Source organism: Pseudomonas sp. KB-10, from assembly GCF_018221585.1.
Taxonomy (GTDB): Bacteria; Pseudomonadota; Gammaproteobacteria; order Pseudomonadales; family Pseudomonadaceae; genus Aquipseudomonas; species Aquipseudomonas yangonensis.
In genome coordinates this window covers 385,463-409,418 of the sequence record NZ_QYYB01000005.1, presented here as the reverse complement: position 1 = coordinate 409,418, position 23,956 = coordinate 385,463, and the positions used below count along the sequence as shown (strand labels likewise).

At 62.8% G+C, this 23,956-nt stretch carries 23 protein-coding genes and 1 pseudogene; 10 read left to right on the top strand and 14 right to left on the bottom strand.

Annotated features, from left to right (window positions below; genetic code table 11):
* Positions 1 to 605: 605 nt before the first annotated feature.
* Entirely contained in the window at positions 606 to 1,805 is a 1,200-nt protein-coding gene (gene tyrS, locus DXK50_RS16595) for a tyrosine--tRNA ligase (protein WP_212631075.1), read from the bottom strand.
* Positions 1,806 to 1,986: 181 nt separating this feature from the next.
* On the opposite strand from tyrS, the gene DXK50_RS16590 reads away from it, so the two are divergent.
* Both DXK50_RS16590 and DXK50_RS16585 read left to right on the top strand, forming a co-directional pair.
* The gene (locus DXK50_RS16590) at positions 1,987 to 3,414 is read left to right on the top strand and encodes a peptidoglycan DD-metalloendopeptidase family protein (protein ID WP_212631074.1); all 1,428 of its coding nucleotides are present in this window, start codon (positions 1,987 to 1,989) and stop codon (positions 3,412 to 3,414) included.
* A gap of 3 nt (positions 3,415 to 3,417) precedes the next feature.
* Positions 3,418 to 4,509, top strand: coding sequence for an anhydro-N-acetylmuramic acid kinase (locus tag DXK50_RS16585; protein ID WP_212631073.1), 1,092 nt, complete (start codon positions 3,418 to 3,420; stop codon positions 4,507 to 4,509).
* Between the two features lie 49 nt (positions 4,510 to 4,558).
* On the opposite strand, the gene erpA is transcribed toward DXK50_RS16585, so the two are convergent.
* The 4 genes from erpA to argC all read right to left on the bottom strand — a co-directional run bounded on the left by erpA (position 4,559) and on the right by argC (position 7,211).
* The gene (erpA, locus tag DXK50_RS16580) at positions 4,559 to 4,909 is read right to left on the bottom strand and encodes an iron-sulfur cluster insertion protein ErpA (RefSeq protein ID WP_004373465.1); all 351 of its coding nucleotides are present in this window, start codon (positions 4,907 to 4,909) and stop codon (positions 4,559 to 4,561) included.
* A 128-nt stretch (positions 4,910 to 5,037) separates the two neighbouring features.
* Positions 5,038 to 5,448: a bactofilin family protein gene (locus DXK50_RS16575; RefSeq protein ID WP_161865913.1), complete on the bottom strand. Its 411-nt coding sequence runs from the start codon at positions 5,446 to 5,448 to the stop codon at positions 5,038 to 5,040.
* 15 nt (positions 5,449 to 5,463) lie between these two features.
* The gene (locus DXK50_RS16570; RefSeq protein WP_349292101.1) at positions 5,464 to 6,180 is read right to left on the bottom strand and encodes a DUF6776 family protein; all 717 of its coding nucleotides are present in this window, start codon (positions 6,178 to 6,180) and stop codon (positions 5,464 to 5,466) included.
* Entirely contained in the window at positions 6,177 to 7,211 is a 1,035-nt protein-coding gene (gene argC / locus DXK50_RS16565) for an N-acetyl-gamma-glutamyl-phosphate reductase (RefSeq protein ID WP_161866202.1), read from the bottom strand. Before argC ends, DXK50_RS16570 begins: the two co-directional genes overlap by 4 nt.
* 134 nt (positions 7,212 to 7,345) lie before the next feature.
* Between argC and hemJ the strand changes: the two genes are divergently transcribed.
* The 5 genes from hemJ to DXK50_RS16540 all read left to right on the top strand — a co-directional run bounded on the left by hemJ (position 7,346) and on the right by DXK50_RS16540 (position 11,889).
* Positions 7,346 to 7,774, top strand: a complete 429-nt coding sequence (hemJ, locus tag DXK50_RS16560; RefSeq protein ID WP_212631072.1) for a protoporphyrinogen oxidase HemJ — start codon at positions 7,346 to 7,348, stop codon at positions 7,772 to 7,774.
* A gap of 10 nt (positions 7,775 to 7,784) precedes the next feature.
* The gene (locus DXK50_RS16555; protein ID WP_212631071.1) at positions 7,785 to 8,747 is read left to right on the top strand and encodes an NAD(P)H-dependent flavin oxidoreductase; all 963 of its coding nucleotides are present in this window, start codon (positions 7,785 to 7,787) and stop codon (positions 8,745 to 8,747) included.
* Entirely contained in the window at positions 8,744 to 10,006 is a 1,263-nt protein-coding gene (locus tag DXK50_RS16550) for an alanine racemase (protein WP_212631070.1), read from the top strand. Before DXK50_RS16555 ends, DXK50_RS16550 begins: the two co-directional genes overlap by 4 nt.
* Positions 10,007 to 10,131: 125 nt before the next feature.
* On the top strand, positions 10,132 to 11,091 hold the full coding sequence (locus DXK50_RS16545) for a DUF805 domain-containing protein (RefSeq protein ID WP_212631069.1): 960 nt from the start codon (positions 10,132 to 10,134) through the stop codon (positions 11,089 to 11,091).
* A gap of 9 nt (positions 11,092 to 11,100) precedes the next feature.
* Positions 11,101 to 11,889 (top strand): SDR family NAD(P)-dependent oxidoreductase, encoded by a 789-nt coding sequence (locus DXK50_RS16540; RefSeq protein WP_212631068.1) that lies wholly within the window; start codon positions 11,101 to 11,103, stop codon positions 11,887 to 11,889.
* On the opposite strand, the gene DXK50_RS16535 is transcribed toward DXK50_RS16540, so the two are convergent.
* Complete coding sequence (locus DXK50_RS16535; RefSeq protein ID WP_212631067.1) at positions 11,890 to 13,371, bottom strand: AAA family ATPase; 1,482 nt, start codon at positions 13,369 to 13,371, stop codon at positions 11,890 to 11,892.
* Between the two features lie 260 nt (positions 13,372 to 13,631).
* On the opposite strand from DXK50_RS16535, the pseudogene DXK50_RS16530 reads away from it, so the two are divergent.
* Both DXK50_RS16530 and coq7 read left to right on the top strand, forming a co-directional pair.
* A pseudogene (locus tag DXK50_RS16530) lies at positions 13,632 to 14,330 on the top strand (formylglycine-generating enzyme family protein).
* Positions 14,331 to 14,621: 291 nt separating this feature from the next.
* The gene (coq7, locus tag DXK50_RS16525; RefSeq protein ID WP_212631066.1) at positions 14,622 to 15,269 is read left to right on the top strand and encodes a 2-polyprenyl-3-methyl-6-methoxy-1,4-benzoquinone monooxygenase; all 648 of its coding nucleotides are present in this window, start codon (positions 14,622 to 14,624) and stop codon (positions 15,267 to 15,269) included.
* Positions 15,270 to 15,317: 48 nt separating this feature from the next.
* Here coq7 and DXK50_RS16520 read toward each other — a convergent pair whose 3' ends face one another.
* Positions 15,318 to 15,740 carry an OsmC family protein gene (locus tag DXK50_RS16520; RefSeq protein ID WP_161865922.1) on the bottom strand — a complete coding sequence of 141 codons (423 nt, stop codon included), beginning with the start codon at positions 15,738 to 15,740 and terminating at the stop codon, positions 15,318 to 15,320.
* A 234-nt stretch (positions 15,741 to 15,974) separates the two neighbouring features.
* Between DXK50_RS16520 and crp the strand changes: the two genes are divergently transcribed.
* Entirely contained in the window at positions 15,975 to 16,619 is a 645-nt protein-coding gene (crp, locus tag DXK50_RS16515) for a cAMP-activated global transcriptional regulator CRP (RefSeq protein WP_004373483.1), read from the top strand.
* Between the two features lie 53 nt (positions 16,620 to 16,672).
* Here the strand turns inward: crp and trpC are convergent, their stop codons facing one another.
* The 7 genes from trpC to gabD all read right to left on the bottom strand — a co-directional run bounded on the left by trpC (position 16,673) and on the right by gabD (position 23,934).
* Complete coding sequence (trpC, locus tag DXK50_RS16510) at positions 16,673 to 17,512, bottom strand: indole-3-glycerol phosphate synthase TrpC (RefSeq protein ID WP_161865923.1); 840 nt, start codon at positions 17,510 to 17,512, stop codon at positions 16,673 to 16,675.
* Complete coding sequence (trpD, locus tag DXK50_RS16505) at positions 17,509 to 18,555, bottom strand: anthranilate phosphoribosyltransferase (protein ID WP_161865924.1); 1,047 nt, start codon at positions 18,553 to 18,555, stop codon at positions 17,509 to 17,511. Before trpD ends, trpC begins: the two co-directional genes overlap by 4 nt.
* Positions 18,552 to 19,148: an aminodeoxychorismate/anthranilate synthase component II gene (locus DXK50_RS16500; RefSeq protein WP_012019798.1), complete on the bottom strand. Its 597-nt coding sequence runs from the start codon at positions 19,146 to 19,148 to the stop codon at positions 18,552 to 18,554. The genes trpD and DXK50_RS16500 overlap by 4 nt, the downstream gene beginning before the upstream one ends.
* Positions 19,149 to 19,161: 13 nt before the next feature.
* Entirely contained in the window at positions 19,162 to 20,652 is a 1,491-nt protein-coding gene (trpE, locus tag DXK50_RS16495) for an anthranilate synthase component I (RefSeq protein WP_212631065.1), read from the bottom strand.
* A gap of 313 nt (positions 20,653 to 20,965) precedes the next feature.
* Positions 20,966 to 21,646: a phosphoglycolate phosphatase gene (locus DXK50_RS16485; RefSeq protein WP_212631064.1), complete on the bottom strand. Its 681-nt coding sequence runs from the start codon at positions 21,644 to 21,646 to the stop codon at positions 20,966 to 20,968.
* The gene (rpe, locus tag DXK50_RS16480) at positions 21,643 to 22,317 is read right to left on the bottom strand and encodes a ribulose-phosphate 3-epimerase (RefSeq protein ID WP_013717380.1); all 675 of its coding nucleotides are present in this window, start codon (positions 22,315 to 22,317) and stop codon (positions 21,643 to 21,645) included. The genes DXK50_RS16485 and rpe overlap by 4 nt, the downstream gene beginning before the upstream one ends.
* 162 nt (positions 22,318 to 22,479) lie before the next feature.
* The gene (gabD, locus tag DXK50_RS16475) at positions 22,480 to 23,934 is read right to left on the bottom strand and encodes an NADP-dependent succinate-semialdehyde dehydrogenase (protein WP_212631063.1); all 1,455 of its coding nucleotides are present in this window, start codon (positions 23,932 to 23,934) and stop codon (positions 22,480 to 22,482) included.
* Between the last annotated feature and the right edge of the window lie 22 nt (positions 23,935 to 23,956).

Genomic DNA, 23,956 nt, shown 5'->3' with positions numbered 1-23,956 from the left:
TTAGGCCTGCCGCCAGCGTTCAATCTGAGCCATGATCAAACTCTTCAGTTCAATACTGCTTGGGTTTTGAGAAAACCCTAAACCTGGCTCAGCAATCGCAAATAAACTCTCGAATTCACGAGTGTTGCTTTGTGATGCTGATAATCTGTCGACTACCAGTCTTACCTCACAAGCACCCACACGAATTGCTTGATTCAGTTGTTAAAGAACAGTTGGTTAAGCCTTTCGTCTCAACCGAGGCCGCGCATTCTACAGCAGCCTTTCTTTCTGTCAAGCTGTTTTTCGAAGAATTTTTTCTTTCTACTCAACCACTTGCGCTTTCGATCAGAACTTCTTCTCTCCAGCGGGAGGCGCATTCTACAGCGTTCAAAACCGCTGTCAACCACCTCTTTCAAACCGCTTTCGATCCATTCGACCGAACCACCAACAGGATCAAACCGCCACCCTGTCGACCGGCGCGCATTCTACACGCCAGATCCAGCTTTGCAAGCCCTTCATTCAACTTAACTTATTGATTAACAAGAAGTTTTTGAAGCGCTTCATCGCTGAAGTGGCGCGCATTCTACATCCAGCAGAATGCGCGTCAAGCTTATTTTGCAGTTTTATTACTCGACCTTGAGCGTGATGCGCGCAAAGGCCTTCTTGCCGGCCTGGCAAACATGCGTAGCCCCCACCTTGAACAGGAAGGTGCGATCAACCACCTCACCATCGACGCGCACACCTCCCGATCCCAGCAGGTCACGTGCAACGGCAGCGTTCTTCACCAGACCCGCCTTATTAAGGACGGACGAAATCGGCATATCCTCAGCCGACGCCAGCTCGACCTCGGGCAGATCCTCCGGCAGCTCGCCATCCTTCATGCGATTACCCGCGGAGCGGTGGGCATTGGCTGCCGCCTCTTCACCGTGGAAACGCGCAACGAGCTCTTCAGCCAGCTTGATCTTGATGTCACGCGGGTTCGCCCCCTGCTCGACATCACGCTTGAATTGCTCGATCTCATCCATGGAGCGGAAGCTGAGCAACTCGAAGTAGCGCCACATCAACGCATCGGGCATGGACACCAGCTTGTTGTACATCACGCCCGGTGCTTCCTGGATGCCCACGTAGTTACCCAGCGACTTGGACATCTTCTTCACGCCATCGAGACCTTCCAGCAACGGCATGGTGACGATGCACTGTGATTCCTGGCCATAGGCGCGCTGCAGTTCACGACCCATCAGCAGATTGAACTTCTGGTCGGTGCCGCCCAGCTCGACGTCGGCCTTGAGTGCCACGGAGTCGTAGCCCTGCACCAACGGGTAGAGGAACTCATGAATGGCGATCGGCTGGTTGCTGGTGTAGCGCTTGTCGAAGTCATCACGCTCGAGCATCCGAGCCACGGTGTACTGCGAAGCCAGGCGAATGAAGTCAGCCGGCTTGAGCTGATCCATCCAGGTAGAGTTGAAGGCGACCTCGGTCTTGGCCGGATCGAGGATCTTGAACACCTGCTGCTTATAGGTCTCGGCGTTATCCAGCACCTGCTCGCGAGTCAGCGGCGGGCGCGTGGCGCTCTTGCCGCTTGGGTCGCCGATCATGCCGGTGAAGTCGCCGATCAGGAACACCACCTGATGGCCGAGCTCCTGGAACTGACGCAGCTTATTAATAAGGACGGTGTGCCCGAGGTGCAGATCAGGCGCGGTCGGATCGAAACCTGCCTTGATCCGCAGCGGCTGACCACGCTTGAGCTTTTCGACCAGCTCAGCCTCAACCAGAACCTCTTCCGCACCACGCCTGATCAGCGCCAGCTGCTCTTCGACCGACTTCATGACAAAACCTGCAACCACTGGAAATTGAAAGGGAACCAACCATACAAGATCGCGAACTAATTACAAGTTTTGCCCAGGGAAAGCAGCCTGGAGCACCGCTCGGCATGTCAAGGGTTGCCCCGCGCCGATTTTGGTTATATTTTATACAGTTAATGCACATTCCAAGAAAACGCCTCACGCCATGACGCAAAATATCCCAAAAGCCCCGCCCTACCCTAAAAGCCATATCCTGGCTGCTAGCGGTGTAGCTGCGCTGCTGAGCCTGGCTCTGCTGGTGTTTCCTTCGCGTGAAGTCGAAGCGCAGAAAACCTTTCTCGACCTGGATCTGGGCAATGATGCCGAGATGGTACTGCAGGAAAAGGATGATCTCCGAGCGGGACTGCCAGCGCCAGGCGCCGCCTCTCCTTTCGCCAAGATCGAGCAGAGCGCGGACACCGCCGAAAACAGCGCAGAAGACGCTGACGAGAACATCCTAGAAACAGCCGACACCACTCCTCCCTCCGACCCCAGCCACCACAACATCACGGTTAGCAATGGCGATACGCTTTCTATCGTATTCGCCAAGGTCGGCCTGAGCGCCAATGACCTTCATGAAGCGCTCAACAGCACAAAGGACGCCAAGCAGTTCAGCCGCTTGAAAGTTGGCCAGGTGCTCGAGTTCGAACTGAATGAAGAAGGCAAGCTGAAGAACCTGCAGAGCAAACTCAGCGACCTGGAAACCATTCGCCTCAGCCGCACCGAAAAAGGCTTCGACTTCCAGCGTGACCAGGTCAAGCCGGAGGTGGTCACCGCCTACAGCCGCGGCGTGATCAACAGTTCGCTGTTCCTCTCTGCCAAGCGCGCCGGTCTATCGCATAGCCTGACCATGGACCTGGCCAACGTCTTCGGCTACGACATCGACTTCGCCATGGATATTCGCGAAGGCGACGAGTTCGAAGTGATCTATGAAGAGAAGGTTGTGAACGGCAAGCGTGTCGGCACCGGCAACATCCTCTCGGCGCGCTTCACCAACCGCGGCAAGACCTACACCGCGGTGCGCTACACCAACAAGCAGGGCACTACCAGCTACTACAACGCCAATGGCGAAAGCATGCGCAAGGCGTTCATCCGCACACCGGTGGACTTCGCGCGCATCAGCTCGCGTTTCTCCACTGGCCGCAAGCATCCGATCCTGAACAAGATCCGTGCGCACAAGGGCGTTGATTATGCTGCGCCACGAGGCACCCCGATCAAGGCAGCCGGTGACGGCCGCGTGACTCTGGCCGGCCGCAACGGCGGTTACGGCAACACCGTGATCATTCAGCATGGCCAGCGCTATCGCACCCTTTACGCGCACATGCAGGGCTTCGCCAAGGGCATTCGCAACGGTGCGAATGTCAAGCAAGGCCAGATCATCGGGTATATCGGCACCACCGGCCTGTCCACCGGACCTCACCTGCACTATGAATTCCAGGTCAACGGTGTACATGTCGACCCACTCAGCCAGAAGCTGCCAATGGCCGACCCCATTGCAGCGAGCGAGAAGCAACGCTTCATGCAGCTGAGCAAGCCGCTGATGGCACGCATGGACCAGGAAAAGGCCACCATGCTGGCCGCCAACCAGCAGTAAGCCGTGCCTCTCTATATTGGCGTGATGTCCGGTACCAGTCTGGACGGACTGGACATCGCGCTGATCGATCAGGATCGGCGCCCCCACCTCCTCGCCACGCTCTACCGCCCCATGCCGGATCGACTGCGCAGCGACCTCTTGGCGCTATGCAGCTCAGGCAACGATGAATTGGCACGCGCCGCCGTTGCCGAACAGCATTGGGTCGAGCTGGCTGCAGAAGCGGTCAACGAGCTTCTGCAGCAACAGGGCCTGACCGCCCAGCAAATTCGCGCCATCGGCAGCCACGGCCAGACCGTGCGCCACGAGCCCGCGCGCGGCTTCACCATTCAGATCGGCAATCCGGCGCTACTGGCCGAGCTCACAGGTATTTGCGTGGTGGGCGACTTTCGTCGTCGCGATGTGGCTGCGGGCGGTCAAGGCGCCCCTCTGGTCCCGGCCTTCCATCATGACCTGTTCGGCCATGACCAGAGGCACGTAGCCGTGCTCAACGTAGGTGGTTTCAGCAACCTCAGCCTGCTCTCACCCAACCAGGAAGTACTGGGTTTCGACAGCGGCCCTGGTAACGTGTTACTCGATGCCTGGATTCAGCATTGTCAGGGCCTAGCCTATGATCGTGATGGCGCCTGGGCGGCCAGCGGTAGCGTTCACGACGAGCTGCTGACGCGCTTGCTGAGCGATCCCTTCTTCGCCACCCAAGGCCCGAAGAGCACTGGTCGGGAGCTGTTCAATCTCGGCTGGCTGCTTGGCCATCTGCAAGCCTTACAGACACTGGCCAGCGAGGACGTTCAGGCAACTCTCGTGGAACTCACCGCACGCAGCATAGTGAGCGCCTTGCGTAACGCGCAGGCCCACACGGATACGCTACTGGTATGCGGTGGTGGTGCCCACAATGCCTGCCTGATGAAGCGCCTGAGCGAGATGCTGCCGGACACCGAAGTAAGCAGCACCGCTGCCGAAGGTGTAGACCCGGACTGGGTTGAAGCCATGGCCTTCGCCTGGCTTGCACACTGCGCATTGGAAGGCATCGCCGGCAATCGCCCGAGCGTGACCGGGGCAAAAGGTCTACGCGTTCTCGGTGCCATCTACCCCGCCTGAAAACGAAAACGCCGCGCATCGAGCGCGGCGTCGTCATGAAATGACGGCTTCAGATCGAGAAGGACGAGCCGCAGCCACAGGTAGTGGTGGCATTGGGGTTCTTGATCACGAAGCGCGATCCTTCCAATCCCTCCTGATAGTCGACCTCGGAGCCCACCAGATACTGGAAGCTCATGGCATCGACCACCAGGCTGACGCCCTCGCGCTCGACGATGGTGTCGTCTTCGGCCACATCCTCGTCGAAGGTGAAGCCGTACTGAAAGCCCGAGCAACCGCCGCCCGTGACAAATACGCGCAGCTTCAGGCGCGGATTGCCTTCTTCATCGACCAGGGTCTTCACCTTGCTGGCCGCTCCCTGAGTGAAGTGCAAGGGGGCAGGGGTGAAGGTTTCGACGCTCATGCTATAACTCCCGGCGCCACGCGCCACACTGCGTTAGCAGGTTGTTGAACACTACCTGCGCTGCCTGGCCATCATCAACGACAGCCTGCTAGGCACGCATTATCCGCTTGCCCTACAAAATTGGTCAACTATTGCCCGATTTCCAGCGATGCCGGAAGCTCAAGTGGACGCTCGCCATCCTTGATGTGGCACAAGCGCCCTTCGATCTGCGCGCCCATGGCCATTTCCATCAGGCCGTACTGCAGGTCGCCACGCACCCGGGAACGAGCCCCCAGCTCCAGATGGCCACTGGCGAACACATCCCCATTGACCTCTCCATCGATCACGATATGGGGTGCACGTATCTCACCTTCAACCACGCCACCAACACTGACGCGCACCAGCCCTTCGGTGGCCAGCAGATTACCGGCGACCCGACCATCCACCTGCACGGCGCCCTGAAAGCGCATGTCGCCTACCAGCTCGGCACCCGCGGCAATCAGACTGGTCTTGCCGCTGAAACGCTGCAGGTCAGGTTTGGTCTTGTCTTTACTCCACATGGGGGGTTATCGCTCCTATTTTATCCATTCGAATGTACGGCTCAGCGGCTTGTCGCCCTCGACCTCCGCCTGAACCTTGACTTGGCGAGGTTCGAATCCCTCAGGCAGTTGTAGCTCGCCAAAGCGACCGGCTTCAGGAAACGACTGAAAATGCTTGAAGGAGAACGGGATGCTGTTCTCGCTGACTTCGTCGGACAACGCCGCGAGCTCCAAGGTGACCGCCTTACCGTCCTGCTGCCCCTCGACCGTGATACGCAGCCGCCCTTGCAGGGCCTCATCACTGGCACCGACCCGGCTCATCAGCAACTTGTAGCGGAATCGCTGCGGCTGTTCCGTGGCTTGCAGCTCGAAAGCGCGAATGCGCATGCCCTCTCGACGACTGGCAGGCGCCAGGACACCCTTGTAGAAGGCCAGGTCCTGTTGCTGCTTGAAGATCTGCTCCTCCAGCAGCTTGATGGTCCGCCGACTCTGCTCCATGGCCTGCTGCGTTACCTTGTCACTGCTGCCGACCACGGCAAGGCGCTGGCGCAACAGCTCCAGTTCCTGCTCCTGCTCGGCAAGCCGGGTCAGCAGCGCCTGAGTATCCTCAGATGCTGGCTGGGGCTGCATCTGCTGCCAATACCAGCCCAGAGCGAAGGCCACTGGCACGGCGAGCGCCAGCAGGAACAACAACCAGCGGCGCCTGCGCTCTCGACGCGGATCGCTGAGGCGGACCTCCCAGGCCGGTGTCACGGCAGCAGAGCCGCGTGCGACAGACCAAGACGTTCGTCGAGACCGAAGAGGATGTTCATGTTCTGCACGGCCTGACCGGAGGCGCCCTTGACCAGGTTGTCGATCACCGACAGCACCACTACCAGATCACCACCCTGCGGACGGTGCACGGCGATGCGGCAGACGTTGCCACCACGCACGCTGCGGGTTTCCGGATGACTGCCGGCCGGCATCACGTCGACGAAGGGCTCATTGGCATAACGCTTCTCGAACAGGGCTTGAAGATCCACTGAGGTGTCGGCCACGCGTGCGTAAAGGGTCGCATGGATGCCGCGGATCATCGGTGTCAGGTGCGGCACGAAGGTCAGACCGACATCGCCACCTGCGGCCTGACGCAACCCCTGGCGAATTTCCGGCAGGTGACGATGGCCCTTGACCGAGTAGGCCTTCATGCTCTCGCCTGCCTCGCAGAATAGCGAGCCAACGCTGGCACCACGGCCGGCGCCGCTGACGCCACTCTTGCAGTCGGCGATCAGGCTGCTTGCATCGGCCAGGCCGGCTTCCAGCAGTGGGATCAGGCCGAGCTGGGTCGCGGTCGGGTAGCAGCCGGGCACGGCGATCAGGCGCGCCGTCTTGATCGCCTCGCGGTTGACCTCAGGCAGGCCGTAAACAGCCTCGCTCAGCAGCTCGGGAGCGCCGTGCGGCTGGCCGTACCACTTGGCCCACTCCTCGGCGTCCTGCAGACGGAAGTCGGCGGACAGGTCGATCACCCGCGTGCCGGCAGCGAGCAGCTCACCGGCCAGGGCATGGGCGACGCCATGTGGCGTGGCGAAGAACACCACGTCACAGGCGCCCAGCGTGGCGACGTCCGGCACGCTGAAAGCCAGCTCCGGATAGTGGCCGCGCAGGTTGGGGTACATCTCGTCGACGCGCAGGCCGGCCTCGGAACGGGAAGTGATCACGGTCACCTCTGCCTGCGGGTGTTGCGCCAGCAGACGCAGCAGTTCGACACCGGTGTAGCCCGTGCCGCCGACGATACCGACCTTGATCATCACATGCCCCTTTGCAAAAGCCATTGGAAAGCTGCCGATGATAAAGCCGCATCGGCCAAGCTCCAACCGTAGAGGTGACGCAGGCCGTCGCCTACCTCTACTATCGAGGCCATTTTTCCGCGTGAGAGGCGAAAATGCTCTATCTCTGGCTCAAGGCTCTACACATCATCGCCATGGTCTGCTGGTTCGCCGGCCTGTTCTATTTGCCGCGTCTGTTCGTCTATCACGCCATGAGCGACGACACCGCGAGCCAAGAACGTTTCTGCATCATGGAGCGCAAGCTGTATCGCGGCATCATGATCCCGTCGATGATCGCCACGCTGGCACTGGGTATCTGGCTGCTGACGCTCAACCCCGGCTATTACTTCAGCCAGGGCTGGATGCACGCCAAGCTCACCCTGGTGGTGGCGCTGGTGATCTATCACCACCTGTGCGGCGCCCAGCTCAAGTGCTTTGCCCGCGGCGAGAACAGCCGCAGTCACGTGTTCTATCGTTGGTTCAATGAAGCGCCGGTGCTGGCCCTACTGGGGATCGTAATCCTGGTTGTCGTCCGCCCCTTCTGAGGAGTTCGCCATGTCTCTGCCCGCCCTGCTCGAACAGCGTCTGCGCCTGCCCCTGGTCGCTGCGCCGATGTTTCTGGTATCCAATCCGGCGCTGGTCAGTGCCTGCTGCAACAGCGGCATCGTCGGCAGCTTTCCGGCGCTGAACCAGCGCGAGAGTGCGGGCTTCGCAGCCTGGCTCGACGAGATCGGAGCCAACCTCTCGGTTGACGCAGCCCCCTTCGCCGTCAACCTGATCGTGCATAACAGCAACCCACGACTGCAGGCCGACCTGGCTATCTGCGTCGAACGCCGCGTCCCCATCGTCATCACCAGCTTGGGGGCGGTGAAGGAAGTGGTCGATGCCGTGCACAGCTACGGTGGCCTGGTGTTCCATGACGTGACCACACGCCGCCATGCGGAAAAGGCCGCCGAGGCTGGCGTGGATGGGCTGATCGCCGTGGCCGCAGGTGCCGGTGGTCACGCCGGCACCTGGAGCCCCTTCGCCCTGCTGGCGGAGATTCGCCAGTTCTTCGACAAGACCGTGCTGCTGTCCGGCTGCCTCAACCACGGCCATGAAATTCTCGCAGCCCAGCTGCTGGGCGCCGATCTGGCCTACATGGGCACCCGCTTCATCGCCACCACCGAGAACAACGCCTCTGCCGACTACAAGCAGATGATCCTCGACGCACGGGCCGCCGATATCATCCACACGCCCGCCGTGTCCGGCGTACCGGCCAGTTTCATGCGCCAAAGCCTGGAGCAGGCCGGCTATGACCTGAAACAGCTGCAGAACAAGGGCGATATCAACTACGGCGAGAAGCTCAAGCCAATGGACGAAGAAGCCAAGGCCTGGAAAACCGTATGGTCAGCCGGCCAGGGCGTCGGCGGTATCGACGATCTGCCCTCGGTCCAGGCGCTGGTGTCGCGGCTCGATCACGAGTATCGCGCCGCGCTGACACGCAGCGAGCAATTGGGGCAACGCTGGCCACGATGAAGCGTCGCCACCTGCTGGGACTGGGCGCGCTTGGGCTAATCGGCGGCTGGGCGCTGCGCCCGGCTGATCGAGGTCGCGCGCATGACGTCTACTTTGCCGAGCTCAACAGACAGCTGCAGCGCGATGGCGAGGGCGTGCCCACCCTGCTGCTCGATCTCGACCGGCTCGATGCCAACGCCGACCAGCTGGCGACGCGTCTGGCCGGACGCTTCCAGTTGCGCCTGGTCGCCAAGTCCCTGGCCAGCACCGGCCTGCTGGAGTATCTGGCCAAGCGCCTGCAAACCCAGCGCTTCATGGTCTTCCATCAACCGCAACTCAATCGTCTGGCCAGAAGTTTCCCGCAGGCCGACCTGCTGCTGGGCAAGCCCATGCCGGTTGCTGCCGCGCTGAACTTCTATCGCCAGTTGCCGCGTCATCTCGTTTTCGATCCCGATCGCCAGGTGACCTGGCTGATCGACAGCGAGCAACGCCTGCTGCAGTACGCCGAACTGGCCAAGGCGCTGGGACGGCGGCTGCGCATCGCACTGGAGATCGACATCGGCCTCGGGCGCGGCGGCTTCGCCACAGCGCAGGCTCTGACTCAGGCAATGCGGCAGCTTGGGCAACTACCGGGCCTGCAGTTGCAAGGGCTGATGGGATACGACGCGCATGTTGCCCATAACCCTCCCTGGCAAGGCCAGATCAAAGCGTTCAACGAGGCCGACAGGCGTTACCACCAGTTTATCGCCAGCGCCCGGGCGTTCAGCGAGCTATGGCCGACCGCGCCGCTGCTAAATGGCGGGGGCAGCCTGACCTACCTGCTGCACAGCCAGCAGCAAAGTTCGCTCAATGAGGTCGCCATTGGTTCTGCCTTGCTCAAGCCTGCGGAGTTCGATACGCCATTGCTGCAGGCGCATCAGCCAGCGTTGTGGATCGCCAGCCCGGTACTCAAGGCGCTCGACGGCGCCCTGCCCTACCTGCAGTCGCTGCAACCACTGATCGCAGCCTGGAACCCCAACCGCCAGCACGCCTACTACCTCTACGGCGGTCGCTGGCCAGCGCAGCCCGTCTCACCAGCAGGGCTCGACTTTGACCAACTCTACGGCCGCAGCGCCAATCAGGAACGCCTGATCGGCAGCGCCGCCACGCAGCTGACGAATCAGGACTGGGTATTTCTGCGCCCCGCGATCAGCGAAGGTCTGCTCGGCGATTTCAGCGAAATACGTCTACTACGCCGCGGCCAACTGGTCGGCCGCTGGAGCACAATAGACAGCGCCTGAAATTCCTCGACTGCGGCACTTCAGGCCGCTTGTATATTGGCCTCACGGCACTCTAGGCTTATGCCTCGCTCGTTGCTGAACAGGCACCTCACTCCTCCTCACTTCCCGCCGACAAGGAAGCTCGCATGAACCCACCGCGCTACAAGATAGTGTTCGACGGCCAACTGATGCCCGAGGCCTCGTTGGAAATGGTCAAGGAAAACCTGGCTCGCCTGTTCAAGAGCGACCCGGCGCGTATCGACAGTCTGTTCAGCGGGGCGCCGGTAGCGCTCAAGCGCGATCTGGGCGAGAGCGAGGCACAGCAGTACCTGAGCGCCCTGCAGAAGGCCGGCGCCAATGTGCGCAAGGAACTGGATCAGGCAGCCAGTCTCAGCCTGGTGCCGACCGAGGCCGAGACGGTGCAGGCCGAGCAAGCCGCAACGCCGACCATGACCTGCCCCAAATGCGGCCATGAACAAGCCAAGGCCGCCGAGTGCTCCGCCTGCGGCATCATCATCGACAAGTACCTCGCCCGTCAGGCGCAACTGGCCGAAGCGGCGCCTGTACAAGCCCCGGCTGCGGCGGCCTCGCCCTACGCGCCGCCGCAGGCGAATGTCGCCGAGCAACTGCCGCAATACTCGGAACTCAAGGTATTCAGCGTCAGCGGCCGGATTGGCCGCGTACGTTATCTGGGCTGGACCATGGCCATGCTGCTGTGCATGCTGCCAATGCTCCTGCTGTTCGCAGGTGCCTCAGCCATTTCCAGCGCCCTGGGCACCCTGATCATGGCCGCCGGCGTGATCGCCATGATCGTCATCGGGGTGTTCATCGGCGTCCAGCGTCTGCACGACATTGGCTGGTCCGGCTGGCTGTGGCTGCTCAACTTCGTTCCTTTCATTGGCAGTGTATTCGCACTGCTGATGCTGATCATTCCGGGCACTCAGGGGGCCAACCGCTACGGCCCGCCGCCGCCGCCTAACAGCACCGGAGTGAAGATCCTGGCCTGGCTGTTCCTGCTGGTGCCATTGACCGGCATCATCGCCGCCATCGCCCTGCCCCAGTATCAGGGCTATGTCGAGCGTGCCGCCGAGTATCAGGAGCAGTAATCCGCGACCATGCGTAGCTATGCATTGATCACAGGTGCCTCCAGCGGCATCGGCCTGGCCCTGGCCGAAGCCCTGGCGCGCCGGGGTCGCAACCTGATCCTGGTGGCACGCAGGCGTGACGCCCTGGAGAGCATCGCCTGCGAGTTGGCGCAGCGCTTCGGCGTCGAGGTGCTGTTTCGCCTCTGCGATCTGAGCGAGCCGCTGCAGCTGTCCGGCCTGTTACTGGAGCTGGAAGAAGGTCAGTGGCAAATCGACCTGCTGGTGAACAATGCCGGCCTGGGTTGCGCCGGCCCGTTCCTTGAGCAGGACTGGAGCCGCGAGCTGGAGCAGCTGGAGGTCAACGTCCTGGCGCTGACCCGTCTGTGTCACGCCCTTGGTCAGCGCATGGCCGAGCAGGGCGGTGGGCAGATTCTCAACGTCGCCTCGGTCGCGGCCTTCCAGCCCGGCCCCTGGATGAGCAGCTACTACGCCAGCAAGGCCTATGTGCTGCACTTTAGCGAAGGCTTGCGCGAGGAACTGAAAAGCCGCGGCGTGCGCGTATCGGTGCTCTGCCCCGGGCCAACCCACAGCGCCTTCTTTCGCGCGGCGCAGATGGACGTCACCCGTCTCGCCGGCAGCAAGCTGATGATGAGCGCCGAGGAAGTGGCGCTACTCACCGTGCGCGCGCTGGAAAACAACCGCGCCATCATCATTCCCGGTTGGCGCAACCGCCTGCTGGCACTGAGCCCACGCCTCGGGCCACGCTGGCTGGTGCGCAAACTCAGCGGCCGCCTGACCCGCCCCTTCACTGGCGCCTGATCAACCGGCATTGACCGTTCGTCCATCCGCCCAGGCACGCAAGGCTGCCAAGCGCTCGGCCATCACCACCGACAGCGGCGCGGTGTTCTGCAACGTGCGCAGCAGCAGTTGCTGATCGACCGCCTGCTGCTGCGCCTGTCCGGCGTACAAGGCGCTGACCACGGCCTGCTCGATCTCTGCGCCGGAATAGCCCTCGCTGGCCGCGGCGAGCTGCGCCAGGTCGAAGGTGGCGGGGTCCAGTTCGCGGCGCTGCAGGTGGATACGGAAGATATCGGCACGCACTTCGGCACTGGGCAGGTCGACGAAGAACAGTTCGTCGAAGCGCCCTTTGCGCACCAGCTCAGGCGGCAGGCGGTCGATGGCGTTGGCCGTGGCGACGACGAATACCGGCGCCTTGCGCTCGGCCATCCAGGTCAGCAGGGTGCCCAATACACGCTGGCTCACGCCACCGTCATGGTCGCCACTGGCCAGTCCCTTCTCCACCTCGTCCATCCACAGCACGCAGGGCGCCATCTGTTCGGCCAGGCGCAACGCCTCGCGCAGGTTACGCTCGGTCTCGCCGAAGAACTTGTTGTACAGGCAGGCGAAATCCAGGCGCAGCAGCGGCAGGCCCCAGAGCCCGGCAACAGCCTTGGCGGCCAGACTCTTGCCGCCGCCCTGCACGCCGACCAGCATCACACCCTTGGGCGCATCGATGCCACTACCTTCGAGAAAGCCCGCCTGACGCTCGGCCAACCAGCGCTTGAGGTTGAGCAGGCCACCCACTTCGGCGAAGCGCGCCGTGTCGTATTCGAAGCTGAGCACGCCCTCCAGATCCAGCAGCTGGAACTTGGTCTTGTTCAGCTCGGGAATGTCTTCCTGAGTGATCGCACCGTCGTCGCAAATGACGTTGCGCGCCAGCGCCCGCGCCTCGGCATGACTCAGGCCACGCAGGTTCTTGACCACCTGCTGCAGGGTACGATTGTCGGTGCGTACGCGTGCACCGCGGTTGCCTTCGCTCCAGCGCGCTGCCTCGTCGCGCACGATGCCCAGCAGTTCGTCCTCCGACGGCAGCGCGAGACTGAAGCGCGCCGCGAAACGCTGCACTTCGGCAGGCAACTTGAACGCATGTGACACCAGCACCAGCGTCGGCTTGTGCGCCGCCTCGCTCATGGCGATTTCCTTGAGCAGGCGTACCAGCCGCGGGTTGTCATCGAGAAATGGATGCAGATCGCACATCACGTAGAGATTCGGCTGCGGGTCGGCCTTGATCATGCGCAGCGCCGCTTCCGGCTCCAGGGTCGGCGACTCGTCGACCGGCGCGCCGCCGAAGCCCAGGCGCTGCAAGCCCTCGGTCACCGACCAGGTGTGCAGACCGAGACCGCGCTTGACCGCCAGGCCAGTAAGGGTTTCCAGCACGCGCATCTCGTCCCACGACTCGATCACCACCAGCTTGACCTTGGAATCGAGCACCAGCCCGAGATCATGAATATCGTTCTTCAACACCCGCTCCTTGTGAAGTTTGGCCAGCCGGAAAAGCAGGGTTACCATCCGCGATTTCGCAGAATCGGAGCACACAGCATGGACCGTCTGAACTGGCAGATCGTCGCCGCAGGTCTCACATCGTGCAAGTGCTGAAAGCGCGCTGCGTCACAGCCGTCGTCTCCATTGCCATCGCCACTAGTGCGCTGCTGGTGAACCGAGCGGCCGTCGCCATCGAGGCTATCAGCGATCCACTATCAAGCGGCGGCCAGGGCCCTGAAATGGTGGTTGTTCCGGCTGGCGCGTTTGCCATGGGCGATGCCAACGGTCGCGGCAACGACAACGAGCGCCCGCCAAGGACCATCGCTTTCGATCAGCCCTTCGCCATCGGTCGCTACGAAGTCACTTTTGCCGACTGGCAGAAATACGCCGACGCCAACGAGCTGCCCATGCCCGATAACGAGGGCTGGGGACTTTCCGCGCAGCGTCCGGTGATCCACGTGTCCTGGCGCGACGCCCACGCCTACGCCCAATGGCTTTCACGCGAGACCGGTGCGCGCTATCGCCTGCCGACCGAAGCCGAATGGGAGTATGCGGCACGCGGCGGCAGCTAGAGCTACTTCTGGTGGGGGGACGAACTCGACAGCAACGAACAGGCGCCACGCGCTCATTGCCGCGGATGCGCCAGCTCGCGCCTGCTGCGTAACAAGACGGCCGCCGTCGGCCAGTTCCCGGCCAATGGCTTCGGCCTGCATGACACCGCAGGCAATGTCTGGGAATGGACGGCTTCGAACTACACGCAACGCTTCGACGGCAGCGAAACGCAGAGCGCCGGGCTGCTCGACAACAGCCCGCGCGCGGTGCGCGGCGGCGCCTGGAACAGCGGCCCGGCCTACCTGCGCAGCAGCATGCGCGACCTCAAGCAACCCCATCATCGCGACTATGCATTGGGGTTTCGTGTGCTGCGCGAGCTGCCCTGAGAGACTGCCCAAAGTCTGCTGCGCATCGACCCTGCTGCGTTAAAAACAGGCTCGGAGGCCGCTTGCGGCCAACGTCCTTCAGGGCGGCCCCGAAGGGGCGAGCGGAGCGAGTCATGCTCATGTACAAAAGTACAGTCGCCCGCGACTCCGACCGTTCCTCACCTGTTTTTGCGGGGCCGCCATCGGTATTGCACGATCCTAGCTCGCGAGACTTTAGAACAGCCTCTGAGCCACGGACGGCCTGGCGACTTTGCAGTAGACTAGCGCTGTTGTTACCTCTGGAGGTGCCTTATGGCCAGCGAACGCCAGTATTCCCCCGTCGACCGCCTGCTGCTGCAAGCCGATGCCGCGCTGCGTACCCTGCTGCCCTTCAGCGGCGCATCGGGCCGACCATCACCCGCCATCGTGCAGAACGATACGGAACTGAGCAGCGAGGAGTCGCGCCACGTCGCCGGCCTGATGCGCATCAACCACACTGGCGAAGTGTGCGCTCAGGCGCTCTATCAGGGGCAGGCGCTGACCGCCAAGCTGCCGGAAGTGCGCAGCGCCATGGAACATGCCGCCGATGAGGAGATCGACCATCTGGCCTGGTGCGAACAGCGCATTCGCGAACTGGGCAGCCACCCGAGCGTGCTCAACCCATTGTTCTATGGCCTGTCATTCGGCGTGGGCGCGGTTGCCGGGCTGGTCAGTGATCGCGTCAGCCTGGGATTCGTCGCCGCCACCGAAGACCAGGTATGCAAGCATCTGGATGAACATCTGGAGCAACTGCCCGAGCATGACGCCAAGTCACGCGCCATCCTCGAGCAGATGCGCGTCGACGAGCAACAGCATGCCAACAGCGCCCTGGCAGCTGGTGGCGTACGCTTCCCGACACCGGTGAAGTTCGGCATGACCCTGTTGTCGAAAGTCATGACCAAGAGCACCTACCGCATCTGAACGAACAAGGGCGCCATCCGGCGCCCTTTTCATTTGCAGCGAGCCGGCTCAGCCCAACTCGACGATTTCGTAGTCGTGGCTGATATCGACGCCGGCACGGCCCAACATGATCGAGGCCGAGCAGTACTTCTCTGCCGACAGCTCCACCGCTCGCTTGACCTGGGCTTCCTTCAGGCCGCGACCTTTGACGACGAAGTGCAAGTGAATCTTGGTGAACACCTTGGGCTCCTCGCCTGCACGCTCGGCATCGAGAAAGACCTCGCAGCTTTCCACGGGTTGGCGCCCCTTGCGCAGGATGCTCACCACATCGAAATTGCTGCAGCCACCGAGGCCGATCAGCAACATCTCCATCGGCCGAATTCCGAGATTGCGACCGCCGGCATCGGGCGGACCGTCCATGACGACGGCATGGCCGCTACCGGACTCGCCGAGGAACAGAGCTTCACCGGCCCACTGCACACGCGCTTTCATCGATATTCGCTCCCAGAGTGGCAAAGTCAGGCAGATTAACATAGGTAAAGGACAAACCGATTTGCCCCCGAAGCGAGAAAGTTCCCTTGGCTTGTGTTACCCAGATCGCAAAAAAAAACGTACTCGTAGCACGTCTGTTAAGCTGACGCCGAATCGCTGGCACACTTGGCCAGATAACAAATAAGAAATTGCCGTTGGACAAAGGCCTTCACTTTTCATCTTCGGGACTCGGGCATGGTTGCTATCACCCTTACACCTAAAATCAAGAACCTCGACAAGCTTCTCGCGCACTGTCATCGCCGCCGCTACACCGCCAAAAGCACCATCATCTACGCAGGCGATCGCTGCGAAACCCTGTTCTTCATCGTCAAAGGATCGGTCACCATCCTGATCGAGGATGACGATGGCCGCGAGATGATCATCGCCTACCTCAACTCTGGCGATTTCTTCGGTGAAATGGGCCTGTTCGAGAAGGATGGCGCGGAGAAGGAGCGCAGTGCCTGGGTACGCGCCAAGACCGAATGCGAGGTCGCGGAAATCAGCTACGCCAAGTTCCGCGAACTGACTCAGCAGGATCCGGACATCCTCTTCGCCCTGGGCAGCCAGATGGCCGAGCGCCTGCGCAACACCACGCGCAAGGTCGGCGACCTGGCCTTCCTCGACGTGACCGGCCGCGTCGCACGCACCCTGCTCGATCTGTGCAAGCAGCCGGACGCCATGACCCACCCGGACGGCATGCAGATCAAGATCACCCGTCAGGAAATCGGTCGCATCGTCGGCTGCTCGCGGGAGATGGTCGGCCGCGTGCTCAAGTCCCTGGAAGAACAGGGCCTGGTGCACGTCAAGGGCAAGACCATGGTGGTGTTCGGCACGCGCTGAACAACCAACCCAAAAGAAAAAAGCCGGCTTGATCGCCGGCTTTTTCATGCGTCCTATTCGGGGTCGTTGCCGACCACCGCAGCGCGGCCGCGCTCGGGAAAGAACAGGCGCTGCAATTCACTGCCCGGACTTTCCGCACGCATAAAGGCTTCACCCACGAGGAAGGCGTAGACCTCGTTGATCTCCATCAGCTCAACGTCGGCGCGATTGAGAATGCCGCTCTCGGTCACCACCAGGCGATCACGCGGGATGCGCGGCAGCAGGTCAAGGGTGGTTTCCAGACTGACATCGAAGGTGTGCAGGTTGCGGTTGTTGATTCCCACCAGCGGCGTGTCCAGGGTATGCAGCGCACGCTCCAACTCCTCGCCGTCATGCACCTCGACCAGCACATCGAGGCCGACGTCCTTGGCCACCGAGGCCAGTTCGGCCATGCGCACGTCATCCAGACAGGACACGATCAGCAGCACACAGTCAGCACCCAGGGCGCGTGCTTCTACGATCTGATAGGGATCGACCATGAAATCCTTGCGGATCACCGGTAGCGCGCAGGCCGCACGGGCCTGCTGCAGATACTGGTCGGCGCCTTGGAAGAAATCGATATCGGTGAGCACCGACAGGCAGGTGGCACCACCTGCCTCGTAGCTGCGGGCGATATCGGCCGGGACGAAGTCGGCGCGCAGCACGCCCTTGCTCGGCGAGGCCTTCTTGATCTCGGCGATTACCGCTGGCTGCTTGCGCGCTGCCTGTTCCAGCAGGGCGCGGGCAAAGCCACGCGGCGCATCGGCGGCGCGGGCGGCCGCCTCGAGTTCGGCCAGGCTGACCTGGGCACGGCGCGCGGCAACCTCCTCGAACTTACGGGTGACGATCTTCTCCAGTACGGTTGGCACGCTCACCCTTCGTTCTCCTGTTTGAATACCGCGGTAAAGGACACCAGCTCCTCCAGCTTCTCACGCGCCAGCCCGGTGTGCAGCGCATCATGCGCCAGCTGGATACCTTCGCGCAGACTGCTGGCGTGATCGGCAGCATAGAGCGCAGCGCCCGCGTTGAGCACGATCATGTCGGCAGCCTTCTGGCCGTTCTCGGTCCTGCGCCGGCCCAGCGCATCGCGGATCAGTTCCAGGGACTGCTCGGCGTTGTCGACGGTCAGGCCGATCAGGCTCTGGCTCTTGATGCCGAAATCCTCGGGCTGGATGCGGTACTCGCTGACCTTGCCGTCCTTGAGCTCGGCGACGAAGGTAGGCGCGGCCAGGCTGATCTCGTCCAGGCCATCCTGCGCATGCACCACCAGCACGTGCTCGCTGCCCAGGCGCTGCAGCACTTCGGCCATGGGGCGGCACAGCGCCTGGCTGAACACGCCGATAACCTGATGCCTGGCACCCGCCGGATTGGTCATCGGGCCGAGCATGTTGAAGATGGTGCGCAGGCCCAGCTCACGACGCGGGCCGATGGCATGCTTCATCGCGCCATGATGGGACGGGGCGAACATGAAGCCGACGCCCACGCTCTCGACGCAGCGCGCCACCTGCTCGGGCTTGAGCCCCAGGTAGACGCCGGCGGCTTCCAGCAGATCGGCGCTGCCGCTCTTGCCGGAGACTGCGCGGTTGCCGTGCTTGGCCACCTTGCCGCCGGCCGCCGCGACGACGAAGGCCGCCGCGGTGGAGACGTTGAAGATGTTCATGCCATCGCCGCCGGTGCCGCAGGTGTCGACCAGGCGCTCGGCGTCGATGACCACCGGAGCCGCCAGCTCGCGCATGACGCTGGCGGCGCCGACGATCTCGTCGATGGTCTCGCTCTTCATGCGCATGCCCATGAGGAAGGCGCCAATCTGCGCGTCGGTACACTGGCCGGTCATGATTTCGCGCATCACCGCCTGCATTTCCTCGGTGGTCAGATCGAGCTGGGCGACGATCCGGTTGAGGGCTTCCTTGATATTCATGCGCGCACGCCTCCGGTCTGCTTGAGGAAGTTGGCGAACAGTTCGTGGCCCTGCTCGGTGAGGATGGACTCGGGGTGGAACTGCACGCCCTCGACGTTCAGGGTCTTGTGGCGCAGGCCCATGATCTCGTCGACCGAGCCGTCGTCATGCTGGGTCCAGGCGGTGATCTCCAGGCAATCCGGCAGGGTTTCGCGCTTGACCACCAGAGAATGATAGCGGGTCACGGTGAGCGGGTTGTTCAGACCGGCGAACACGCCCTTGTCCGCATGGAACACCGGGCTGGTCTTGCCGTGCATCACCTGGCGCGCGCGCACCACGTCGCCGCCGTAGGCCTGGCCGATGCTCTGGTGGCCGAGGCAGACGCCGAGGATCGGCAACTTGCCGGCGAAATGCAGGATGGCCTCGATGGAGACCCCCGCCTCGGTCGGCGTGCACGGGCCGGGCGAGACAACGATGCGCTCGGGCTTCAGTGCTTCGATCTCGGCGATGCTCAGTTCGTCATTGCGGATCACGTGCACGTCGGCGCCCAGCTCACCCAGGTACTGCACGACGTTGTAGGTGAAGGAGTCGTAATTATCGATCATCAAAAGCATGGTACGGCTCCTGTTATTCCTGGGCCTGGACGGCAGTCTGTTCGGCGAGCGCAACGGCGCGGAACATGGCGCGGCGCTTGTTCAGGGTTTCTTCCCACTCCAGCGCGGGCACCGAGTCGGCGACGATGCCGGCGCCGGCCTGCACGTGCAGCTCAAAGTCCTTGATCACCGCAGTACGGATGGCGATGGCGGTGTCCATGTTGCCGTTCCAGGCGTAGTAGCCGACTGCGCCGCCGTAGACGCCGCGCTTGACCGGCTCCAGCTCGTCGATGATTTCCATGGCGCGAATCTTCGGCGCGCCGGACAGGGTGCCGGCCGGCAGGATGGCGCGCAGCGCGTCCATCGCCGACAGCTCGGGCTTGAGCTGACCGGTGACGTTGGAAACGATATGCATGACGTTGGAATAGCGCTCGATGACCATCTTCTCGGTGAGCTTGACCGAGCCGATCTGCGACACGCGGCCGGTGTCGTTACGGCCCAGATCGATCAGCATCAGGTGCTCAGCGATCTCCTTGGCGTCGGACAGCAGGTCGTCTTCCAGCGCCTTGTCCGCCTCCTCGCTGGCGCCGCGCGGACGCGTACCGGCGATAGGGCGCACGGTGACCAGACCATCCTCGACGCGCACCAGCACCTCCGGCGAGGAGCCGACCACATGGAAGTCGCCGAAGTTGAAGAAGTACATATAAGGCGTCGGGTTGATGCAGCGTAGCGCGCGGTACAGGTCGATGGGCGCGGCCTTGAACGGAATCGACATGCGCTGGGAGATGACCACCTGCATGCAGTCGCCGGCCAGGATGTACTCCTTGATGGAACGAACCGCCGCCTCGTAGTCGCCCTGGCTGTAGCTGGAGCGAAACGCCGGTTCCTCGCCCAGCGGCGCGGACAGGTCCACGCCCAGGCGCGGGGTGATCGGCTGACGTAGCTTGTGCAGGATCTCGCGCAGGCGCGCATGGCCTTGCTCGAAGGCATCCGGCTGAGCCGGGTCGGCCAGAACGATGCCGTGCATCTTGCCGGCCAGGTTGTCGAACACCACCACCGCGTCGGACACCATCAGCAGGATGTCCGGCGTGCCCAGCGCATCGGGATTGACCCCCGCAGCCAGCTTGGGCTCGACGTAGCGCACGCTGTCATAGCCGAAGTAGCCCACCAGGCCACCGTTGAAACGCGGCAGACCGGCGATGGTCGGCACCTTGTAACGCGCCTTGAACTGCTCGACGAACTCCAGCGGGTCGGCACATTGGTGGCGTTCGACCTCGACGCCGTCGGTGCAGACCACCACGTCATGGCCATGCACGCGCAGCACGGTGCGCGCCGGCAGGCCGATGATCGAATAACGGCCCCATTTCTCGCCGCCCTGCACGGATTCGAGCAGGTAGGAATTGGGCGCGTCGGCCAGTTTCAGGTAGATGGACAGCGGCGTGTCGAAATCCACCAGGGTTTCGCAGGCCAGGGGAATGCGGTTGTAGCCTTCAGCGGCTAAACGCAGGAATTCTTCATGGGTCATGATCAGCCTCATGGCTCGGGGAAAACGGTCGGGTGCAAACGGGCCGCGCGCAGCGGCAGGACGAAATCAGGCGCGCCAGCGCCAACGGGCCAGGGCCTTGATGACCTTCATCCAGAGTTTGCAGCTAACCACCACGGTGCGATCTCGACAGGCGGGGGAATAAGGAGAGCGGCCAAGGTAGCAGCTACAAGCCAAGCCCTGCAAGCGGGGCAAAGCGATAGCTTGTTAGGAGCGGATTTATCCGCGATCCCAATCGCCAGTTTCGCGGATAAATCCGCTCCTACAAAAGCCGAATGGCGTAGCTGAAGATTCGTCAGAGCAACTCGGCGAGGCTATCGACCACCAGGTTCGGTTTCTCTTCGGTGATCGGGCGGCCATGGTTATAGCCGTAGCTCACCGCGACGCAGGGCACACCTGCTGCGTGAGCGGCCAGCACATCGTTGCGCGAGTCGCCGACGAACAGCGATTGCGATACCTCGACACCCGCCAGGCGCATCACCTGGAGCAACGCAGCCGGGTCGGGTTTCTGCTGCGGCAGGGTGTCGCCGCCGATGATCCAGCGGAAATAACCGCCCAGGCCGACCTGCTCCAGCAACGGCGCGACGAAGCGCTCCGGCTTGTTGGTCACCACCGCCAGTTCGACGGCAGCGGTACTCAATGCTTCGAGCAGCTCGTGCACCCCCGGGTAGAGCGCGGTCAGGTCATGACAGTCGGCGTAGATATCGAGAAAGCGTGCCAGCGCCCGCTCTGTCTCGGCCTCGCCCACCGCGGAATGATCCAGGCCACCGGCCAGGGCGCGACGCACCAGCACGCGGGCGCCATTGCCGACCCACTCGCGAACCTGCTCTACACCAGCCGGCGCGCGTCCCAGCTCGACCAGCATGCGGTCGACCGCTGCGGCCAGGTCAGGCACCGAGTCGATCAGCGTGCCATCCAGGTCGAACATCACCAGGCGCGGCAGCTCGCCGCCGCACAGCGCGCGCAGCGGTTTCATCCACGCACCTGGGCCAGTTCGGCGCGCATGGCGTCAATCACCGCCTTGTAGTCCGGCTGGTTGAAGATGGCCGAGCCGGCGACGAAGGTGTCAGCGCCCGCCTCGGCGATCTCGCGAATATTCTGCACGTTGACGCCACCGTCGATCTCCAGACGGATCTCGCGACCGCTGGCATCGATCAGCGCGCGCGCTTCACGCAGCTTGTCGAGGGTACCGGGGATGAACTTCTGCCCGCCGAAGCCGGGGTTGACGCTCATCAGCAGGATCATGTCGACCTTGTCCATCACGTACTTGAGCACGTCCAGCGGAGTAGCCGGGTTGAATACCAGGCCGGCCTTGGCGCCGCCCGCCTTGATCAGCTGCAGCGAACGATCGATGTGCTCGGAGGCTTCCGGGTGGAAGGTGATGTACGACGCGCCGGCTTCGATGAAGTCGCCGATGATGCGATCCACCGGCTTGACCATCAGGTGCGCGTCGATCGGCGCGGTGATGCCGTATTTGCGCAGCGCCGAGCAGACCATCGGGCCGATGGTCAGGTTGGGCACGTAGTGGTTGTCCATGACATCGAAGTGGACGATGTCCGCCCCGGCGGCGAGTACGTTGTCCACTTCCTCACCCAGGCGGGCGAAGTCGGCGGAAAGGATCGACGGAGCGATGGCGAAGGGTTGCATGGCGCACCTCTGAGTGCTGGATCACGGTGGCGCGCATTGTAGCGGCTGTGGCGCCCTTGATCGACAAGCGCAGGAGACAGTGGGAGGCGCTTTAGCCGCGAGCTTCTGGCTTTTGTGCCAAGCCGGTCGCGGCTAAAGCCCCTCCCACAATAGCGACCTGATTCAAATACCGCCGAGGCAGAGGTACTTGATCTCCAGATACTCGTCCAACCCGTACTTGGAGCCTTCACGACCCAGGCCGGAAGCCTTGATGCCACCGAACGGCGCGACTTCATTGGAGATCAGCCCGGTATTGATGCCGACCATGCCGTACTCCAGCGCCTCGCCGACGCGGAAGGCGCGGCCCAGGTCGCGGGTGTAGAAGTAGCCGGCCAAACCGAACTCGGTGTCATTGGCCTGGCGGATCACTTCCGCTTCGTCGCTGAAGCGGAACAGCGGCGCCAGCGGGCCGAAGGTTTCCTCGCGGGCCACGCGCATGTCCGGAGTCACGTCGGCCAGCACGGTGGGCGCGAAGAAATTGCCGCCCAGCGCCTGACCGCCCTGCAACACCCTGGCGCCCTTCTCCAGCGCATCGGTCAGATGCGCCTGCACCTTGGCCACGGCATTGGCGTCTATCAGCGGGCCGGTGGTCACGCCAGCTTCAGTGCCCTGGCCAACCTTGAGCCCTGCCACCGCTGCCGCCAGTTTCTCGGCGAAGGCGTCGTACACACCGTCCTGCACGTAGATACGGTTGGCGCACACGCAGGTCTGGCCGGCGTTGCGGTATTTGGCGACCATGGCCCCCTCGACCGCAGCGTCGAGATCGGCATCGTCGAAGACGATGAACGGCGCATTGCCGCCCAGCTCCAGGGACAGTTTCTTCAGGGTCGGTGCGCATTGCTCCATCAGCTTGATGCCGACGCCGGTGGAGCCGGTGAACGACAACTTGCGCACGATGGGGTTGGCGCACAGCTCACCGCCCACTTCACGGGAGCGCTCGACATCCGCCGGAAGCACACTGAACAGTCCGGCCGGGACGCCAGCGCGTTCGGCCAGCACAGCCAGGGCCAGGGCACTGAAAGGCGTCTGCGGCGCGGGCTTGAGCACCATGGCACAGCCGGCGGCCAGGGCCGGGCCGGCCTTGCGGGTGATCATCGCCGCAGGGAAATTCCATGGAGTGATCGCCGCGGCTACACCGATCGGTTCCTTGGTGACGATCAGGCGCTTGTCGGCCTGGTGGCCGGGAATGGTGTCGCCATAGACGCGCTTGGCCTCCTCGGCGAACCACTCGATGAACGAGGCGGCGTAGAGCACTTCACCGCGGGCTTCGGCCAGCGGCTTGCCCTGCTCGGCGGTCATGATCTGCGCCAGATCGTCCTGGCTGGCGAGCATCAGCTCGTACCATTTGCGCAGACGCGCGGCGCGCTCCTTGGCGGTCAGCGCACGCCAGGTCGGTTGCGCGGCCCGGGCGGCTTCGATGGCGCGGCGTGTTTCGTCTGCCCCCAGGTTCGGTACATGGCCAAGGGACTCGCCGTTGGCCGGGTTGAAAATTTCCGTGACGGCGCCGTCGGGCGCGTCACACCATTGGCCATCGATGTAGGCCTGATGGCGCAGCAGATCGGGATCATTGAGTTTCATGCACTACTCCTGCAGCCGGAGA

What these genes read in the sequence shown, in the direction of transcription:
- tyrS (WP_212631075.1), bottom strand. Translation starts at nt 1,805, where the DNA reads ATGAAGTCGGTCGAAGAGCAGCTGGCGCTGATCAGGCGTGGTGCGGAA.
- DXK50_RS16590 (WP_212631074.1), top strand. Translation starts at nt 1,987, where the DNA reads ATGACGCAAAATATCCCAAAAGCCCCGCCCTACCCTAAAAGCCATATC.
- erpA (WP_004373465.1), bottom strand. Translation starts at nt 4,909, where the DNA reads ATGAGCGTCGAAACCTTCACCCCTGCCCCCTTGCACTTCACTCAGGGA.
- DXK50_RS16575 (WP_161865913.1), bottom strand. Translation starts at nt 5,448, where the DNA reads ATGTGGAGTAAAGACAAGACCAAACCTGACCTGCAGCGTTTCAGCGGC.
- argC (WP_161866202.1), bottom strand. Translation starts at nt 7,211, where the DNA reads ATGATCAAGGTCGGTATCGTCGGCGGCACGGGCTACACCGGTGTCGAA.
- hemJ (WP_212631072.1), top strand. Translation starts at nt 7,346, where the DNA reads ATGCTCTATCTCTGGCTCAAGGCTCTACACATCATCGCCATGGTCTGC.
- DXK50_RS16555 (WP_212631071.1), top strand. Translation starts at nt 7,785, where the DNA reads ATGTCTCTGCCCGCCCTGCTCGAACAGCGTCTGCGCCTGCCCCTGGTC.
- DXK50_RS16550 (WP_212631070.1), top strand. Translation starts at nt 8,744, where the DNA reads ATGAAGCGTCGCCACCTGCTGGGACTGGGCGCGCTTGGGCTAATCGGC.
- DXK50_RS16545 (WP_212631069.1), top strand. Translation starts at nt 10,132, where the DNA reads ATGAACCCACCGCGCTACAAGATAGTGTTCGACGGCCAACTGATGCCC.
- DXK50_RS16540 (WP_212631068.1), top strand. Translation starts at nt 11,101, where the DNA reads ATGCGTAGCTATGCATTGATCACAGGTGCCTCCAGCGGCATCGGCCTG.
- coq7 (WP_212631066.1), top strand. Translation starts at nt 14,622, where the DNA reads ATGGCCAGCGAACGCCAGTATTCCCCCGTCGACCGCCTGCTGCTGCAA.
- DXK50_RS16520 (WP_161865922.1), bottom strand. Translation starts at nt 15,740, where the DNA reads ATGAAAGCGCGTGTGCAGTGGGCCGGTGAAGCTCTGTTCCTCGGCGAG.
- crp (WP_004373483.1), top strand. Translation starts at nt 15,975, where the DNA reads ATGGTTGCTATCACCCTTACACCTAAAATCAAGAACCTCGACAAGCTT.
- trpD (WP_161865924.1), bottom strand. Translation starts at nt 18,555, where the DNA reads ATGAATATCAAGGAAGCCCTCAACCGGATCGTCGCCCAGCTCGATCTG.
- DXK50_RS16500 (WP_012019798.1), bottom strand. Translation starts at nt 19,148, where the DNA reads ATGCTTTTGATGATCGATAATTACGACTCCTTCACCTACAACGTCGTG.
- trpE (WP_212631065.1), bottom strand. Translation starts at nt 20,652, where the DNA reads ATGACCCATGAAGAATTCCTGCGTTTAGCCGCTGAAGGCTACAACCGC.
- DXK50_RS16485 (WP_212631064.1), bottom strand. Translation starts at nt 21,646, where the DNA reads ATGAAACCGCTGCGCGCGCTGTGCGGCGGCGAGCTGCCGCGCCTGGTG.
- rpe (WP_013717380.1), bottom strand. Translation starts at nt 22,317, where the DNA reads ATGCAACCCTTCGCCATCGCTCCGTCGATCCTTTCCGCCGACTTCGCC.
- gabD (WP_212631063.1), bottom strand. Translation starts at nt 23,934, where the DNA reads ATGAAACTCAATGATCCCGATCTGCTGCGCCATCAGGCCTACATCGAT.